Source organism: Halomonas sp. GT, assembly GCF_002082565.1.
Taxonomy (GTDB): domain Bacteria; phylum Pseudomonadota; class Gammaproteobacteria; order Pseudomonadales; family Halomonadaceae; genus Vreelandella.
The window spans coordinates 3,501,639-3,516,433 of sequence record NZ_CP020562.1; the positions used below are offsets into that span (position 1 = coordinate 3,501,639).

The following is a 14,795-nucleotide window of genomic DNA, read 5'->3' on the forward strand; positions in this document are numbered from 1 at the left end:
TAGAATGTCGCAACTGAAAGTATTTGCTGATCAGAACCCTAACGATGCCCTGCTGGACATCACTGACGGCGAGCAGATAACTGCTGAGCTGAACAAGGTGGGTGTGCTGTTTGAACGCTGGGCAACGCCGGGCGAGATCGCCGACGATGCCACCCAGGAAGACATTTTGGCGCTCTACCAAGACGATATCGACCGGGTGAAAGCCATGGGCGGCTACCAAACCGTTGATGTGCTGCACATGGTGCCCACGCACCCAGACAAAGACGCCATGCGCCAAAAGTTCTTAAACGAGCACCGCCATCACGAAGATGAAGTGCGCTTCTTCGTTAAAGGCCAGGGGCTTTTCTGCCTGCATATTGAAGACAAGGTGTATCAGGTACTGTGTACCCGCAATGACCTGATCAGCGTACCCGCTAACACGCCCCATTGGTTTGATATGGGCCCAGCGCCAGAGTTCACTGCACTGCGCTTCTTCGATAACGTAGAAGGCTGGGTGCCTCACTGGACAGAAAGCGATATCGCCGGGAAGTTTGATCGCCTGGATCAGCTGTAGCGCCAGCGTTCTGAGGTTGGCACCGTGGCCAAAACAGCCACGGTGCCATTATCGCGAAGTCCGTTATACCGAGAGGGGTAAGCGTTTATAACACCTCTTGCTGGTTATACGTCTTGGCAAGCTCTGCCAGCGCGGCAAGATCACAGTAGGCTTCCGGCTCCATAATTAACGCTTGGCCCATCAGCACATTGCGTGCTTCAAGCTTAGCGCGTAGCGCGGTGTCTTCGATCTCTTCAAAGTCAGCGTTATGGGCCAGCGATAAAACGCGACGGTGCATTTCAATCCCGCAGTAGGCCAGCGCATCCAGACGGATCTCTTCCAGTAAAGCATCACAGGCATCATCGGCACTATTGCCCTGGGCTTCAAACAGCGCCTTCGGAAACAGAATGCCGGTGCGCTCAGTTTGCCAAAGGTGGCGGAACTCCGCGTCAAAGCGGGTAAAGCACGCTTCAACCACGTCAAGAATCCACGCTTGGTAGGTATCAAGCTCATCGGCTTGGCGGTGGGCAGGCTGGCTGAAGTAGGCCATCAGGAAGTTGGCAACGGCCATGCCTAGATCAAAGGCCATTGGGCCATACTGGGAAAATTCTGGATCAATCACCCGCACATCTGACGCGGTGGCCATAATTGACCCGGAGTGCAAATCACCATGCAGCATGGTTTCAGTATTCGCAGTGAACTTCATCAACAACCGCTGCACTTTAGCTTTTAAGCGTGTATTACGGCGCAGCTCATCTACTACCGGCGAAAGCTCCGGCGTATGACGGTTCATTTCGGCGCCATAATAAGGATCGGTAAACACCAGTGATTCGGTAATCGCAGGAATCGCCACGTTGCCTGAAAACAGCCCCACGTCGGCTTTTTTCTCAGGGCTGTTTAAGGAGAGCTCCGAGCCACGAAACGCCATGCGCGCACAGAATTCACCGATAGTTTCGCCAAGCTGAGCAACCCGCTCGCCACTAATCAGCTTGCGGCGCAGAATCGTGTGCGGGTAGAGGTACTCCATAACGATCAGCGCTTGGGGCTTGTCGAAATAAAACACTTCTGGGGCGACACCCGGCGCACGTTGGGCCTGGCGGACTAAGGCATAGTATTCAAAGTGAGCACGGTAGAGGGGCAGCGGCCAGCTCTCGCCTACCATACGCACATAGGGAAGCGCTTGCTTTACCACCACGCTGCCTACACTTCCCGATACGATGAATACCAGGTTGAGATTACCATCCCCTACTTCGCGGATCTGCCACTGCCCGGGGTTGCCGCCCACCCGGCTTGCCACTTCTTCTACATCACCTAGCCGCTGCGCTAGGGTGCCAACATCCAATGCCTGATAGGGCTGCTCGTACGCCACCATTTGATTCCTCGCGAAAAATGATGCTTGTTTGTCATACCCCAGCAGGGTTGTCAAATGGGAGACGTCTTAGCCGTATTAACGACGTTATTAGTCACTCGACACTCTGCATCCAAACACAGTTACGACCTCGCCGCTTAGCTTCATACAGCGCTGCATCAGCATGAGCCAAAAAATCATCTGCCGTGAAACGCTCTGTCGGGCGTAACAGTGCCGCCCCTACGCTGACAGTAACAAGACGCTGCTCAGAGCAACCTTCATTAGGGATATATAATGCTTCAATGCTATACCGGATGCGCTCCGCCGCTTGCCTAACTGCTTGTAGCGTTGCATTAGGCATCAACACGACAAACTCCTCGCCCCCAAAGCGCACGACCAAATCGGTATCACGGCTATTGGCTTGTATGGTGGTCGCCACTTGGCGAAGGCACTGATCACCTTGGAGGTGTCCATAATAATCGTTGTAGGCTTTAAAGAAATCGATATCAATTACCATCAGACCTAAAAAATTATGCTTATCAATAGCCTCCTGCCACCTGAGCGGCAGGATCGTATCGAACTGACGCCGGTTGGCAATGTTGGTTAGTGGGTCAGTAACCGACAAGCGAGATAACTTCCGATTGTCTTTTAAATAATAACCTGAGCGTATCTTTTCTTTTAAAACAAGTAGGTAGGCAGTTCTCTCACTTCGTTCAAGTCGGTAGTTAGCAAACAATGTAAACAACGCTTTAGCAACAATAGAAAACATTGCCAATCGCTTTGCTTCTTGTGGCATGGATTCATAGCCGACAATAAATACCAGCATAATCAAAACACCAATGCCGGATGACACGCAGGCATAGCTAAAACGAAGTGGGTAAATAATATTTCCCACTACCAAAATAAGACCAAAAGAGAAAACATCTAAATAAGAGTATGGCTCTGTTGAGGTTGCAAATATCAAACATGAAACCAGCATGGCAGTAACAACTGTCGTCGCCATTAATGTTTCACGTATGGCAGGTGCAACGCCACGATAAACCCACCACAAAATTGTCAAGCCGATCGGCAGCATCACGCCTATTCTTAACTGCACCGCCGTCACAAAAGAGTCAGGCCGAAAGCTGTAATCATTGATAAGAAACAAGCTATAAATAGAGGCTGCGATCAGCCCTGCCACCACCATGTTGCGGCTACGATGTTGCTGAGTATCAGCTTCAAAGCGCGACTCAACCTCGTCGGTAAATTTCAATCGCCAAGGGCTTTTTTCAAGCTCTTCATCCACGGCCGTCAGCAGCGCATCATTAATCATCCCTTGCCCCTCTACCGCTTGAGAGATTTTCTTTTGATTGCATCACCATGAAAAATTGAGGTTATCGCCTCCACGCTTAAACAGTGTGCCACACTAACGTTTAGTTAATAGCAAACTTCCTTCAGCTGTAAACAAATCTCTATAGTACTGATATCAAAAGGTAATGATTTATTGGCCTTCTACCGTTAAAGACGCTTAGGGTGCATCGTCGTTAGCTTCAAAACCTCAGCTTAAAAACCTTACCCCCTGGGCGGCCAAAGGGCTGCGCAGTCTATCGGGTAGTGGACTATCGGTAATCACCGCATGGTAATCAGCAAGCTGGCCCGCGGCACAGCGTAGCGGCAAGTCGAATTTGGTTTTATCCAGCACTAGGATACGGTATGCGGCATGGGATAGCAGCGCTTCGCGAGCCATGACCTCGTCATCATTGTAGTCATATAAATGGCCATCACTGTCCATACCGCCCACCGAGACAATGCCGACATCCACACGGTAGCGTTGAAAAAAGCGCCAGGCATCGCCGCCAATCACATCTTGATCACGGCGCCGAACCCGCCCACCTGCCACCACCAGCTCACACTCCATGGTGCACAATTTGATGAGCGCATGCAGATTATTGGTCATAATTTGCAGACCTTGTTTATCGCGCAAGGCGTCGGCCAGCTGTTCTACCGTGGTACCCGTGCCTAAAAATAGCGATTGATGATGTTGGATCAGTGAAGCGGCTTGGCGGGCAATCTGACGCTTACCCGTTTGATTAACGATTTGGCGCTGGTCGTAGCCAATATTTTCCTGGTCAGGAAATGGCAACACTTCCCCATGGCGACGTAATACCAACCCTTGCTCAGCCAAGACACGAACATCCCCGCGCAATGTTTGTATCGACACATCAAACTGGCTAGCCAGCGACTCCAGGGGCTGGCGACCTTGCTGGCGCACCTGTGCCAACACGGCACGGCGGCGCTCGTTTAAGCCCATTATTTTCTTCACGTTGGCGACCACCTTAGGAACGAAAGCCTTTTTTTAGCAGGCGAAAGCCTGCCGCCATCAAACGAAAGCGTAGTGTCACGATGTTGTAAGGCGATGACAGTAGTGTGATCAGTGTTCACCTACTGGAGGTTTTACGATGTTGAAGCGCTCACTGTGCACTGCCGTTACGCTTGCAAGCTTTGCTCTATCGTCGTCACTGCTGGCTGATGACAAATTGGTGCTCTATACCAGTCAACCGAATAGCGACGCCCAGCAAACCGTGGATGCCTTTCAGGCTGCCTATCCTGACATTGAGGTGGAGTGGGTACGCGATGGCACCACTCGCCTGATGACGCGCCTACGCTCAGAGCTTTCTGCGGGTGTCAGCAACCCCGACGTACTATTAATTGCTGACAGCATGACCATGACCTCACTCAAGCAAGAGGGCCATTTGCAGCCTTACCTCAGCCCAGAGCGGGAGGCTTATGACGAGGCGCTATACGATCCGGAAGGCTACTTCTACGGCACTAAACTGATCACCACCGGGATTGTGTATAACACCGCTGCCGAACATCAGCCGCAGCGTTGGCAAGATCTGACGGGGCCTGACTATGAAGGCCTGGTCACAATGCCAAGCCCGCTCTATTCCGGCGCAGCGCTGATTCATATGGCTGCGCTGAGCGACAACCCCGACCTTGGGATAGGCTACTACGAGGCGCTGCAAGCTAATCGTGCAGAAGCTCAGGGCGGGAATGGCGGCGTGTTCAATGCCGTTGCCTCAGGCACGAAGCCTTACGGCATCGTGGTGGATTTCCTGCCGATTCGCGAGGCTGCCAAGGGTTCACCGGTTGAGTTTGTCTTCCCCGAAGAGGGCGTTAGTGCGGTCACAGAGCCCGTCGCTATCATGCAGGGTGCCAACAACCCGGACGCCGCGCAGAAATTTGTCGATTTCGTGCTTTCCCAACAAGGCCAGGAACTCGTCAGCCAGCAAGGCTACCTGCCTGCCCACCCGGCGGTTGCACCGCCTGAAGGCTTTCCCGCTCGTGATGCTATCCAGCTAATGCCAATCAATATTGAGCAAGCACTGGAGCAGGAAGAGACGTTGAAACAGCGCTTTAGCGATCTGTTTGGCGGCTAACCATGACACCGTCGCTTAACGTTGGCAGCCAGCACCGCTGGCTGCTCAGCCTAATCACACTCACGGTGGTGCTATTAAGCCTAGCGCCTAGCCTGCGGCTACTGGCTGAGGCACTTAGTGACCTTGGCCAGGGCAGCGAATCACCGCTATGGAAGGTGCTTAACGCAGCGAGTACTTGGCGAGCGCTGTGGCACAGTGTGTATACCTCGGGTCTGGGCATGTTGATTGCTCTGGTGCTGGGTAGCCTATTCGCCTTCGTGATTACGCTGACCGATATCCGTGGCAAAGCGTGGCTCGTGTTCTGCTTTATGTTGCCGATGATGATTCCCCCCCAGGTGACGGCGCTGAGCTGGCTACAGCTGTTCGGCCCCGCCAGCCCATTGCTGAAAAGCATTGGTATGGCACCGCCGCTGGGCAGCCCTCAGCCACTATACTCAGCGGAAGGCATTGCTCTGTTGCTGGGGATCCAAAGCGCACCGCTGGTCTTTTTAGCACTGCGCACCTCACTGATCTCACTCCCCCGCGAGCTTATCGAAGCGGCCCGTATCAGCGGCGCGCGCCAGACCCAAGTCTGGGGGCAGATTATTTTGCCAGTCACTCGGCACGGTTTAATTGCCGGGGCGGCGATGGCGTTTATTTCTAGCCTGGGCAACTTCGGTATCCCTGCCATGCTGGGGATTCCAGCGGGCTACTACGTGTTACCGACGCTGATCTACCAGCGTATGGCTAGCTTTGGTACTGGCGTGCTGACAGAAATGGCAGCGCTATCGTTATTGATTGGTGTGCTGGCACTGGCAGGCGTTGCCTTGCAGCAATACTGGATGAATCGTAGCCGCTTTGGCTTAGGCGGCCATAGCGGTCGCTCTCATGACTTTACCCTGGGCCGCTTTCGGCCAGCGGTGACGACCGTACTCGTCGGCGTTTTATTGGTGATTCTCGTCGCACCACTCGCGGCGCTGGTGGTCAGCTCATTGGTGCCCGCCATGGGGGTTCCCCTTAGCTTCGATAGCGTGACATTAAACGCCTATCACGAAGTGATTGGCCGCCAAGGCGCCACCTGGCGCGCTGTACGTAATAGCCTATGGCTAGCAGGCGGTGCCGCGCTGGTGCTTATGCTGTGCAGCCTGCCGCTAGCATATCGCCTGCAGCGACTCCCGCCCCGTCTCCAGCAGCTCACGCTCAGCGCTATTGAACTGCCCTACGCACTACCCGGCGTAGTGCTGGCGATCGCCTGCATTTTGCTGTTCGTACGCCCACTGCCGCTGATCAACGTAGCGCTCTACGGCACGCTCGGGCTGATCTTTGTGGCCTATCTAGCGCGTTTTTTAGTGGTATGCCTCAAACCCGTTAGCGCCAGCCTAGCCCAGCTTGATCCCTCCTTGGAAGAAGCCGCACAACTGGCGGGGGCAGGCCCGTGGCGACGGCTAACCACGATCGTACTGCCGCTGATTGCACCGTCGCTATTTGCCGGGGGGCTGTTGGTCTTCCTGCTGGCGGTGAACGAGCTGACAGTATCGGCACTGCTTTGGAGCGCCGGCAACGAAACGTTGGGCGTGTTGATTTTTAACCTTGATGAGGGCGGTGAAAGCGTGCTGGCATCTGCGGTATCGGTACTGGTGGTCTTAATGGTCGCCACGCTGATGCTGTCGCTCAGCCTGCTCGCCCCTCGTTTACCCAAAGGAGTCGTGCCATGGCAGGGCTAGCAATTCAACAGGTCACCAAACAGTTTGGCGATCATCGTGCGGTCAATGACCTCTCGCTAGAGATTGCGCCAGGGGAATTTGTGGCACTGCTGGGCCCCAGCGGCTGCGGTAAAACTACCATGCTACGCATGTTGGCGGGGTTCGAAAATGTCACTGGCGGCGAAATACGCCTGAACGATACGCTGCTAGCCAGCCGCCATCACCATGTACCACCAGAACAGCGCAACATGGCGATGGTGTTTCAGTCATACGCGCTCTGGCCGCATATGAACGTGGCTGACAACGTCGGCTACCCACTCAAACTGCGCCGCATTCAGGGCAATGAGTATCAACGCCGAGTTGCTCATGCGCTGGCACAGGTAGCCTTGGAACCCTATGCACAGCGTTCGCCACAGGAGCTTAGCGGTGGTCAGCGCCAACGGGTCGCGCTAGCCCGCTGCCTAGTGACTGACCCTGCGGTTGTGTTATTGGATGAACCGCTGGCCAATCTAGACCGTAATCTGCGTGCCTCCATGGAACACAGCTTCGTGGATTTTCATCGCCGCACCCGCGCGACGATGGTGTACGTCACTCACGATCAAAGCGAAGCCATGGCGATGGCGGACCGCATTGCCGTAATGCGCGACGGTGAGCTAGTACAGTGGGCAACGCCCGAAACGCTTTATCGCGAGCCGCGCAGCGAATGGGTGGCCAGCTTTATCGGCCAAGGTAGCCAGTTGGCCATTGCCAACGGCGCACCGGGGCAGCGGCTAACGGAAAGTGCCCTGATGCAAGGGCTGGCTGCGGCACACAACACCCGCGCCCAAGCTGCACGTCAACCCGTCCTGGTCCGCCCCGAGCATATTCGCGTAGACGCCCAAGCTCCCAATGAACATGACCTTACCGGGCGCGTCGAGCGGCTAACCTTTCGTGGTGAACGCTATGAGTTACACCTGCGCCTGCCCAGCGGCGAAGCATTACTGGCTTACCATCACTGCGCGCTTGAAGAGGGTCAGCAAGTCGCTTTGCGGCTACTAGAAGGCTGGTGCCTGGAGCCTGACCAATGAGCGCCCATGTTCATCTATTAAGTGGGTTGGGTGATAAAGGTCCTGCGGCTATCTTGGTCGAAACCAACGGCAAACGACTGCTGCTGGATGCAGGGGGTGCGCTGCACCCTGGGGAACCTATCACCTGGGCAGGTGACTTGGACGTAGACGCTATTCTGATTAGCCACGACCATATTGACCATATCGGCGGTGTTGCTGAACTGCCCGATACCATCCCGCTCTACTGCACGCCCTTAGTCGCTAACGCATTGCCGAAACACCGCGCTTGGCAGCCTTTGCCAGCACGCGGCAGCCTTATGATCGAAGGTCTCAAGGTGACCACCGGCCAAGCGGGACACTCGCTGGGTGGTGTTTGGCTGCACTTGGACGTGGATGGCGGCATTTTCTACAGCGGCGATGCCTGTTTTGAATCCCGCTTGTTTCCATTCGATACACCGCCACCTGCACGCACGGCGCTGCTGGACGCTTCCTATGGCAACTACGACCAACCCCAGGAAAGCTGTGTGCAGGCTATTCGTCTGCAGCTTGACCAGCCGTTAGTATTACCGGTGCCTGAAACGGGGCGCGCCCTGGAAATGGCCCTTTGGCTGTCGGAAGAGGCCTACCGTCGTCAGCTCCCTTTCGCCATTGACCCGATTATTCGCGATAACCTCGCCGTACTGCTAGCACTGCCAAGCGACTTACGCCGCCCAGGTCTCGACAGTGCGATTAACGCACTACTAGAACGGCATAATGCTTCGCAGCCAGTGCTGCAGTTGGTCAGTGATCGCAATGATACGCCCGACCGATGGCTCAATTACCAGCTACTACACACCGGTTATTTAACGCCTGAACGTCAAGCCCAGCTTGCCGCAGGCGAGGTGCGTTGGCAGCGCTGGAACGTACACCTGCGTGCATCGCATCTAGTAGCGCTTGCCGACCAGCTAGGCGCCACTCAGGTAGTCCCGTTATTTACTCCGCTCACTGGACACTGCTTAAGCGAATGGCATCAACGCCTGGGGCAGCGACTGTGTACCCACCGCACCCTAGAGGCTCTTCCGCATCAGGCCACGCGCCCCACCGCCCATTTAACTTTTTAGGAAATTAACGATGTCCGCAGTGATTGTTGATGTTGACGGCACGCTTGCCGAATTCCACCCCACCGATGTACACGAATGGGTACTTGGCCCCGCCAAACAGTGGGATCCTTTTTTTGCCCATATGGCCGAAGCGCCAGTCATTGAGCCAGTGGCGCGGCTAGTCAAGCTGCTGAAAGCCCAAGGCCAACAGATCGTTATCTGCAGCGGCCGACCTGACAGCCACCGAGAACATACCCAAGCATGGCTCACTAGACACGCCATTCCCTTCGATGCCATGTATCTGCGCCCGCAAGGCGATGACCATGTGGATGATGAAGAGGTAAAAGCCGCACTACTCAGTCAAATGCGTAGCGACGGTTTCATCCCCTGGTTAGTGCTAGACGACCGCGATGCGGTAGTTGCCCAATGGCGCGCGCTCGGACTTACTTGCCTACAGTGCGCGCCGGGAGATTTTTAACTAACTTGTGAGGCGTGTTCAGACGCTCTTCCACCCAGACAAGCCAAGTGTGAGTCAAACGCTGACCTAGCTGCAACGTATACAGCGGCGCACGCTCAGCGTCAGTTAATTGTTCTGGCGCTGAGAACCACATCGTTTCAATGGTCTTATACATAGCTAGCCGTTGTTCAAGCTCCTGCTTTAAAGTCTGAAACTCTTTTTCACGCGCTTCTTCCGGCCATACTTCCCACGCAAAAAATTTCGCAAAAAGAGGTGAACGGACAGGTGCGTGATCGAGCGGCTCCGACAGCCAAGCATGAAGCTCATTAATACCCAGCTGGGTAATCGAGTAGATCTTTTTATCAGGCCGATCTTGCTGCGCGATTGACTCGCATCTCACTAAATCAGCGTTCCGCATTTTGTCTAGCTCTCTGTAGACCTGCTGATGGCTGGCATGCCATACATGGGCCATGCCTGCCTTGAAACGCTGGAGCACGTCATAACCACTGCCCGGCTCACGCCTAAGTGTTACCAGCAACACTCCCCGAAGTGACATATCGCCCTCTCCTTTCATATGCACACAGTTGCATAATAAATGACCTTTTCACTAAACTATACCTATGCATCTAGTTGCATATAAGCCGCTATCCACAACCTATAAGAAAGAGATTTGGCATGCTTACCCTACACATCACCTCTTCGTTTCTCGCTCTCGCGTTAGGCGCAGGCATACTGTTGCTAGCCAAAGGAACCCGCCAACATAAATACGCTGGCCGTGTTTGGGTTCTAGCCATGGTAAGTTCAGCCATCAGCTCCTTTTGGCTAGGAGGAGGCGTTCTGCCCGTATTTGGTCAACTAGGCCCTATTCACTTGCTATCGGTATGGATACTGTGGGCAGTATTCCAAGCGATTCGCACCGCACGTCGGCAGGAAATTACCCACCACCGTGAATGGATTCGCGGGGCTTACATAGGTCTCGTGGTGGCATTTGTAGGAACATTGCTACCTGGTCGTTGGGTTTCAACGCAGCTAGGATTGTGGTGAAAATGCGCTGTAAACTCTGACGCCCCGCTAAGCGGGGCGTCAGTGGCAATATCTGCGTTGTGTTAGCCGTGGTCAGCCTGCAAACGAGGCGTACATAATCACTACCAGCACCACAAGTACAATGCCGGTTGGCACAGCGCCCTTCCAAGGAGTGAGATCGACATCGCCCGAATCTTCTTGCACCCAGGCGGTGGCGCGGGGATGCAACTTACCAATGATCAGCATCACGGCAACCAACAGCACGAACACAGCGGCGACAAAGTGGAACTCATGCATTACCATCGGCAGCTTGTTAAACGGCGGAACAAAGTAGCCTGCTGCGATCAGCAAACACCCCCCTACCAACGCTATTTTAGCCGCCATGGGAGGCACGCGTTTCGTTAGAAGCCCCACCAGAACAACCGCTAAAATAGGGATAAAGTAAATCGCGTTCATCTTCTGCAGATAGCCAAATAGACTATCCTGGCCTGCCAACAGTGGCGCAATAATCATGGTCGTTACGGCCATGATCCAGCCAAACACCTTGCCTGATTTCACGACCTCTTCTTCAGTGGCATCTTTTTTAAGCACACCTTTATAAATGCCCAAACTGAAAATCGTGGTGGTGCTGTTTAGCGCCGAGTTAAACGAGGAGAGAATCGCCCCAACCATCACCGCAGCAAAAAAACCTGTTAGGTACGGCGGCAGCACGTTAAATACCAAGTGACCATACGCTTCGTCCGCGCGAATGCCTTGGTCGGCGTAAAGATGGTAAGCAATGATCCCCGGCAGCACCAGATAGAGCGGACCTAACAGTTTAAAGAAACCGGTCAGCAACACGCCTTTCTGACCTTCTGCAAGGTTTTTAGCCGCAAACGTACGTTGAATAATTTGCTGATTCGTTGTCCAGTAAAACAGGTGTAGTAACAGGACGCCGGTAAAAATAGTCGAGAATGGTACTTGCTGGTCAGGGCCACCTACCGAGTTAAATTTACTCGGGTCACTCTCTTTAAGAATGCTCCAGCCTTCCATAATGCCGCTGCCATTGCTCACTGCCTGAAGGCCGAAATAAACGATGACAAAGCCGCCGATCAATAGACCGACGCCATTCAATGTATCTGAGACCGCCACCGTACGCAGGCCACCAAACAGCGCATAGACGGCGCCAATGATACCAACCGTCCAGACAGTGGCCCACAGCAGCACTGCACTCGACTCAATGCCAGTAAGCCCTTGAAGATCAAGCATGCCCTGTAAACCAATAGCCCCTGAATAGAGAATGATAGGCAACAGCACGACGGCGTAAGCAATCAAAAAAATTACGTTGGCAATCAGCTGAGTACCGTTATCAAAACGGATTGCTAACAGCTGTGGAAGGGTTGCGATCCCACTTTTAAGAAAGCGCGGTAGGAAAAACAGGGCTAGTGCTACCAGAGCAATTACCGCAATCACTTCCCAGGCCATAACACTCAAACCATCGGTAAATGCAGAACCGTTTAGCCCAACCATCTGCTCGGTTGAGAGATTGGTCATCAGCATTGAGGCGGCAATGAGTGGAAAGGTTAGTGTCCTTCCGGCCAAAAAATAGCCACTCGTGCTTCGGTGATCATCTTTGCGCGTGATGCGCCACGTAACAAAGGCCACCAGGCCTGTAAAAAAGATAAACGATGCCAGCGTTAGGGCATGCATGGGAAGGTCCTTGGGAGTAGTCGCTTATCGGCAGGCGACGCAGTGAATGTAGGTAAAATTACCAATATGCGCGGGCATTCTAAGGAGATGAATCGATTCAACTATTATTCTTTAGTAGCAACAAAGAATAAATGAGAAGGTTTTTTACTACTCATGTGGCTTTTTTACAAGGCGTTAATGAAGCTGGTCTCTATGGTAGTCGAGGCTAATTCACACGAACCAAGCCACTCAGTCCACGCCAGTCTGTCCATGTCACAATGCTGTTGCCTTGGCGACCACGAAAATTTGATTCCATCGAATAGTGCAGCCTCTTTTCCACATTATTTGCCTGTCGCGTGGTATAGCGTTAATGAGAAAACTGGACAGCCTTCATAAAAGCCGCTGAAATCGTCCTATAAGATGTGACTAGTAACGTTATTTAACGCTAGACAATCAGCGCTAATACTTTCCTACTTACTAGCATCAACAGTTAACTTGGAGCAGAAGCGATAATGACAGCGCGTTGGAAATCCTTGCCATTACGGTTACGACTGTTTATCTCGTTTGGAACGGTATTGGCACTGGCTATGTTGCTAGCGCTTTATCTACAGGCCCGCTCACATAGCCAGGCGCGCCTGGAAAACCTGCTAAACGAAGAGCTGCCTACGCAAGTAGAGGGCCTTGCCACCCGCCTAACGCTTAGGCTGAGCCCAGCGCTAGCGTTGTCAGAAAGCCTAGCCGACAGCTACTTCATTGAGCAGTGGGTGCGCGACGGACTACCAGACACCGACCAGCCGGACATCATGCGCTATTTGTCTCGTTTGATGGCACAGCTCGACACCGAACTATTGTTTATCGCGGCTCAATATCAAGGACGTGGCTACTACTTTCAGTACCGCGATGGAGAGTTTCTAGAACGTACGTTACAAGCGCCTGGCGGCGATGATGACTGGTACTATCAGTTTACCGACAGCGATACTGCTTATAATCTAAACCTAGACAGCGATACGTTTTCACCAGAAGAAGCGTTTGTCTTTTTAAATTTCCGTAGTCGTGAACAAGCACTCAATGGCCGCCCTCTTATTGTTGCTGGTGCGGGGCTAGATCTTTCTCGATTGGCGCAGCTAATTGAAGACTTTCGGCTAGGCGAAACCGGCCGCGCCGCCTTGTTAAATGCGGAAGGTGAGCTACTTATTCGCAGTGACGAGACGTCACTAGCAGCTCTTCAAAGCCAAGAAGCAACCAACCTACTGCAAGATGAACACGAACTTCGTGTACACGAAGTGCAACGTGATAATCACACCTTTTTAGTCTCCACCCGTTGGTTACCCGAGCTACAACGCTACTTGATGATTGAAGTTTCTAAAGAGGAGTATCTAAGCTCCATCAGAGAACGCTTTTTGGCATCGACGGGCTTCGGGCTTTTGATCCTTTTAGGTGGGCTAATTATTTTATACCCACTTACTGGCAGCTTAATTCGCCCCCTAACTCGCCTTCAACGCCAGCTTAAAGAGATTACCAATAGCCTAGATTTATCCCGCCGTGTCAACACAGATGATCAGGCTGAAATTGGCGATTTAGCAAATCAGACTAACGAGCTGCTAGCGCGCTTGTCTCGTACCATTATGGCGGTTTCCAACAATGCACTGGCACTGACTCAAGTGGCCGATCGCTTAGCGCAAACAGCGGGGTTATCGGGCATTCAAGGCGGAGACATTAGTCATGAAGCGAACCAGACGATGGCCGCCGCCGTAGAGGAAATGGCTTCGTCAGTCGCGGAGATCACCTCGACTATGGAGGAGCTTTCAACCTCATCCACACAAATCGCTGACCATTCGCAATCCGTGGTAGAGGTTGCTAATCAAACGCTGGAACGCAGCCGTAAGGGCAGCACAGCGATGCAACTGCTACAGTCAAAGATGCAAGATATTCGCAGCGACAGCGAGCAGAGCTTGACAGAAATCATGGCACTGGGCGCTAAGTCTAAACAAATCAGCAAAGTCATGGAGCTGATTAACACCCTTGCTGCGCAAACCAAACTGATTGCCTTTAATGCCGCATTAGAAGCATCAAGTGCAGGCGAGTCAGGTCGCCGTTTCTCCGTGGTTGCAAACGAAATACGTCGCTTGGCGGATAGTGTTACTGACTCAACCCAAGAGATAGAAGGCCACACCGAAGAAATTCAAAATGCGATAAATCGCTTAGTTGTCGCCTCTGAAAAGGGAGCATCATCGATAGAGAAAGGCGTTGAGGTCAGTATTAATACCGCTCAGGACCTCGATGCACTACTCAAAGCGGCGAGCCAAACCAGTAGCGCAGCGCAGCAGATATCACTGTCAACTCAACAGCAGAAAACTGCAAGCAATCAGGTCGTTATTGCTCTACGCGATATCGATACAGCCAGTTCGCGTAATGCACAGTCAGTACGCAGTATTACCGAGATCAGCCAAGACATGATCAACATGTCAGCAGAGTTAAATGCACTGGTGCAGGAGTTTACACTGGCTCAACAGGATTCAAACCACCAACGCCCTTCGTGAG

13 protein-coding genes are annotated in these 14,795 nt (G+C 53.1%); 8 read left to right on the forward strand and 5 right to left on the reverse strand.

The genetic code is table 11. The features are described from left to right. Nucleotides 1-4: 4 nt before the first annotated feature. The gene (locus B6A39_RS15930) at nucleotides 5-553 is read left to right on the forward strand and encodes a 1,2-dihydroxy-3-keto-5-methylthiopentene dioxygenase (RefSeq protein ID WP_038478518.1); all 549 of its coding nucleotides are present in this window, start codon (nucleotides 5-7) and stop codon (nucleotides 551-553) included. A gap of 85 nt (nucleotides 554-638) precedes the next feature. Here the strand turns inward: B6A39_RS15930 and mtnK are convergent, their stop codons facing one another. The 3 genes from mtnK to B6A39_RS15945 all read right to left on the reverse strand — a co-directional run bounded on the left by mtnK (nucleotide 639) and on the right by B6A39_RS15945 (nucleotide 4,170). Then, nucleotides 639-1,904 carry an S-methyl-5-thioribose kinase gene (gene mtnK / locus B6A39_RS15935; RefSeq protein WP_083007203.1) on the reverse strand — a complete coding sequence of 422 codons (1,266 nt, stop codon included), beginning with the start codon at nucleotides 1,902-1,904 and terminating at the stop codon, nucleotides 639-641. Nucleotides 1,905-1,995: 91 nt separating this feature from the next. Then, on the reverse strand, nucleotides 1,996-3,192 hold the full coding sequence (locus tag B6A39_RS15940; RefSeq protein ID WP_083007205.1) for a diguanylate cyclase: 1,197 nt from the start codon (nucleotides 3,190-3,192) through the stop codon (nucleotides 1,996-1,998). Nucleotides 3,193-3,417: 225 nt separating this feature from the next. Beyond that, complete coding sequence (locus B6A39_RS15945) at nucleotides 3,418-4,170, reverse strand: DeoR/GlpR family DNA-binding transcription regulator (protein WP_083007206.1); 753 nt, start codon at nucleotides 4,168-4,170, stop codon at nucleotides 3,418-3,420. Between the two features lie 148 nt (nucleotides 4,171-4,318). Between B6A39_RS15945 and B6A39_RS15950 the strand changes: the two genes are divergently transcribed. From B6A39_RS15950 to B6A39_RS15970, 5 genes are read left to right on the forward strand one after another with little or no spacing between them, the layout of a single operon-like run. Continuing rightward, a complete protein-coding gene (locus B6A39_RS15950) occupies nucleotides 4,319-5,299 on the forward strand; it encodes an ABC transporter substrate-binding protein (protein ID WP_083007208.1) in 981 nt (326 codons plus the stop codon). A 2-nt stretch (nucleotides 5,300-5,301) separates the two neighbouring features. After that, nucleotides 5,302-7,002 (forward strand): ABC transporter permease, encoded by a 1,701-nt coding sequence (locus B6A39_RS15955; protein WP_083007210.1) that lies wholly within the window; start codon nucleotides 5,302-5,304, stop codon nucleotides 7,000-7,002. After that, nucleotides 6,990-8,048, forward strand: a complete 1,059-nt coding sequence (locus tag B6A39_RS15960; RefSeq protein WP_083007211.1) for an ABC transporter ATP-binding protein — start codon at nucleotides 6,990-6,992, stop codon at nucleotides 8,046-8,048. The genes B6A39_RS15955 and B6A39_RS15960 overlap by 13 nt, the downstream gene beginning before the upstream one ends. Beyond that, complete coding sequence (locus B6A39_RS15965; protein WP_083007213.1) at nucleotides 8,045-9,127, forward strand: MBL fold metallo-hydrolase; 1,083 nt, start codon at nucleotides 8,045-8,047, stop codon at nucleotides 9,125-9,127. Before B6A39_RS15960 ends, B6A39_RS15965 begins: the two co-directional genes overlap by 4 nt. A gap of 10 nt (nucleotides 9,128-9,137) precedes the next feature. Further along, a complete protein-coding gene (locus tag B6A39_RS15970; protein ID WP_083007215.1) occupies nucleotides 9,138-9,584 on the forward strand; it encodes a phosphatase domain-containing protein in 447 nt (148 codons plus the stop codon). On the opposite strand, the gene B6A39_RS15975 is transcribed toward B6A39_RS15970, so the two are convergent. Continuing rightward, nucleotides 9,550-10,119, reverse strand: coding sequence for a PadR family transcriptional regulator (locus B6A39_RS15975; RefSeq protein WP_083007216.1), 570 nt, complete (start codon nucleotides 10,117-10,119; stop codon nucleotides 9,550-9,552). The two genes, B6A39_RS15970 and B6A39_RS15975, sit on opposite strands and share 35 nt — an antisense overlap. Before the next feature lie 119 nt (nucleotides 10,120-10,238). Between B6A39_RS15975 and B6A39_RS15980 the strand changes: the two genes are divergently transcribed. Continuing rightward, nucleotides 10,239-10,607 (forward strand): DUF2306 domain-containing protein, encoded by a 369-nt coding sequence (locus B6A39_RS15980; protein ID WP_083007218.1) that lies wholly within the window; start codon nucleotides 10,239-10,241, stop codon nucleotides 10,605-10,607. Between the two features lie 72 nt (nucleotides 10,608-10,679). On the opposite strand, the gene B6A39_RS15985 is transcribed toward B6A39_RS15980, so the two are convergent. Beyond that, the gene (locus B6A39_RS15985; protein WP_083007219.1) at nucleotides 10,680-12,275 is read right to left on the reverse strand and encodes a solute:sodium symporter family transporter; all 1,596 of its coding nucleotides are present in this window, start codon (nucleotides 12,273-12,275) and stop codon (nucleotides 10,680-10,682) included. 491 nt (nucleotides 12,276-12,766) lie between these two features. Here B6A39_RS15985 and B6A39_RS15990 point away from each other — a divergent pair, with 491 nt between their 5' ends. Beyond that, nucleotides 12,767-14,794, forward strand: coding sequence for a methyl-accepting chemotaxis protein (locus tag B6A39_RS15990; protein ID WP_083007221.1), 2,028 nt, complete (start codon nucleotides 12,767-12,769; stop codon nucleotides 14,792-14,794). Nucleotide 14,795 lies beyond the last annotated feature (1 nt).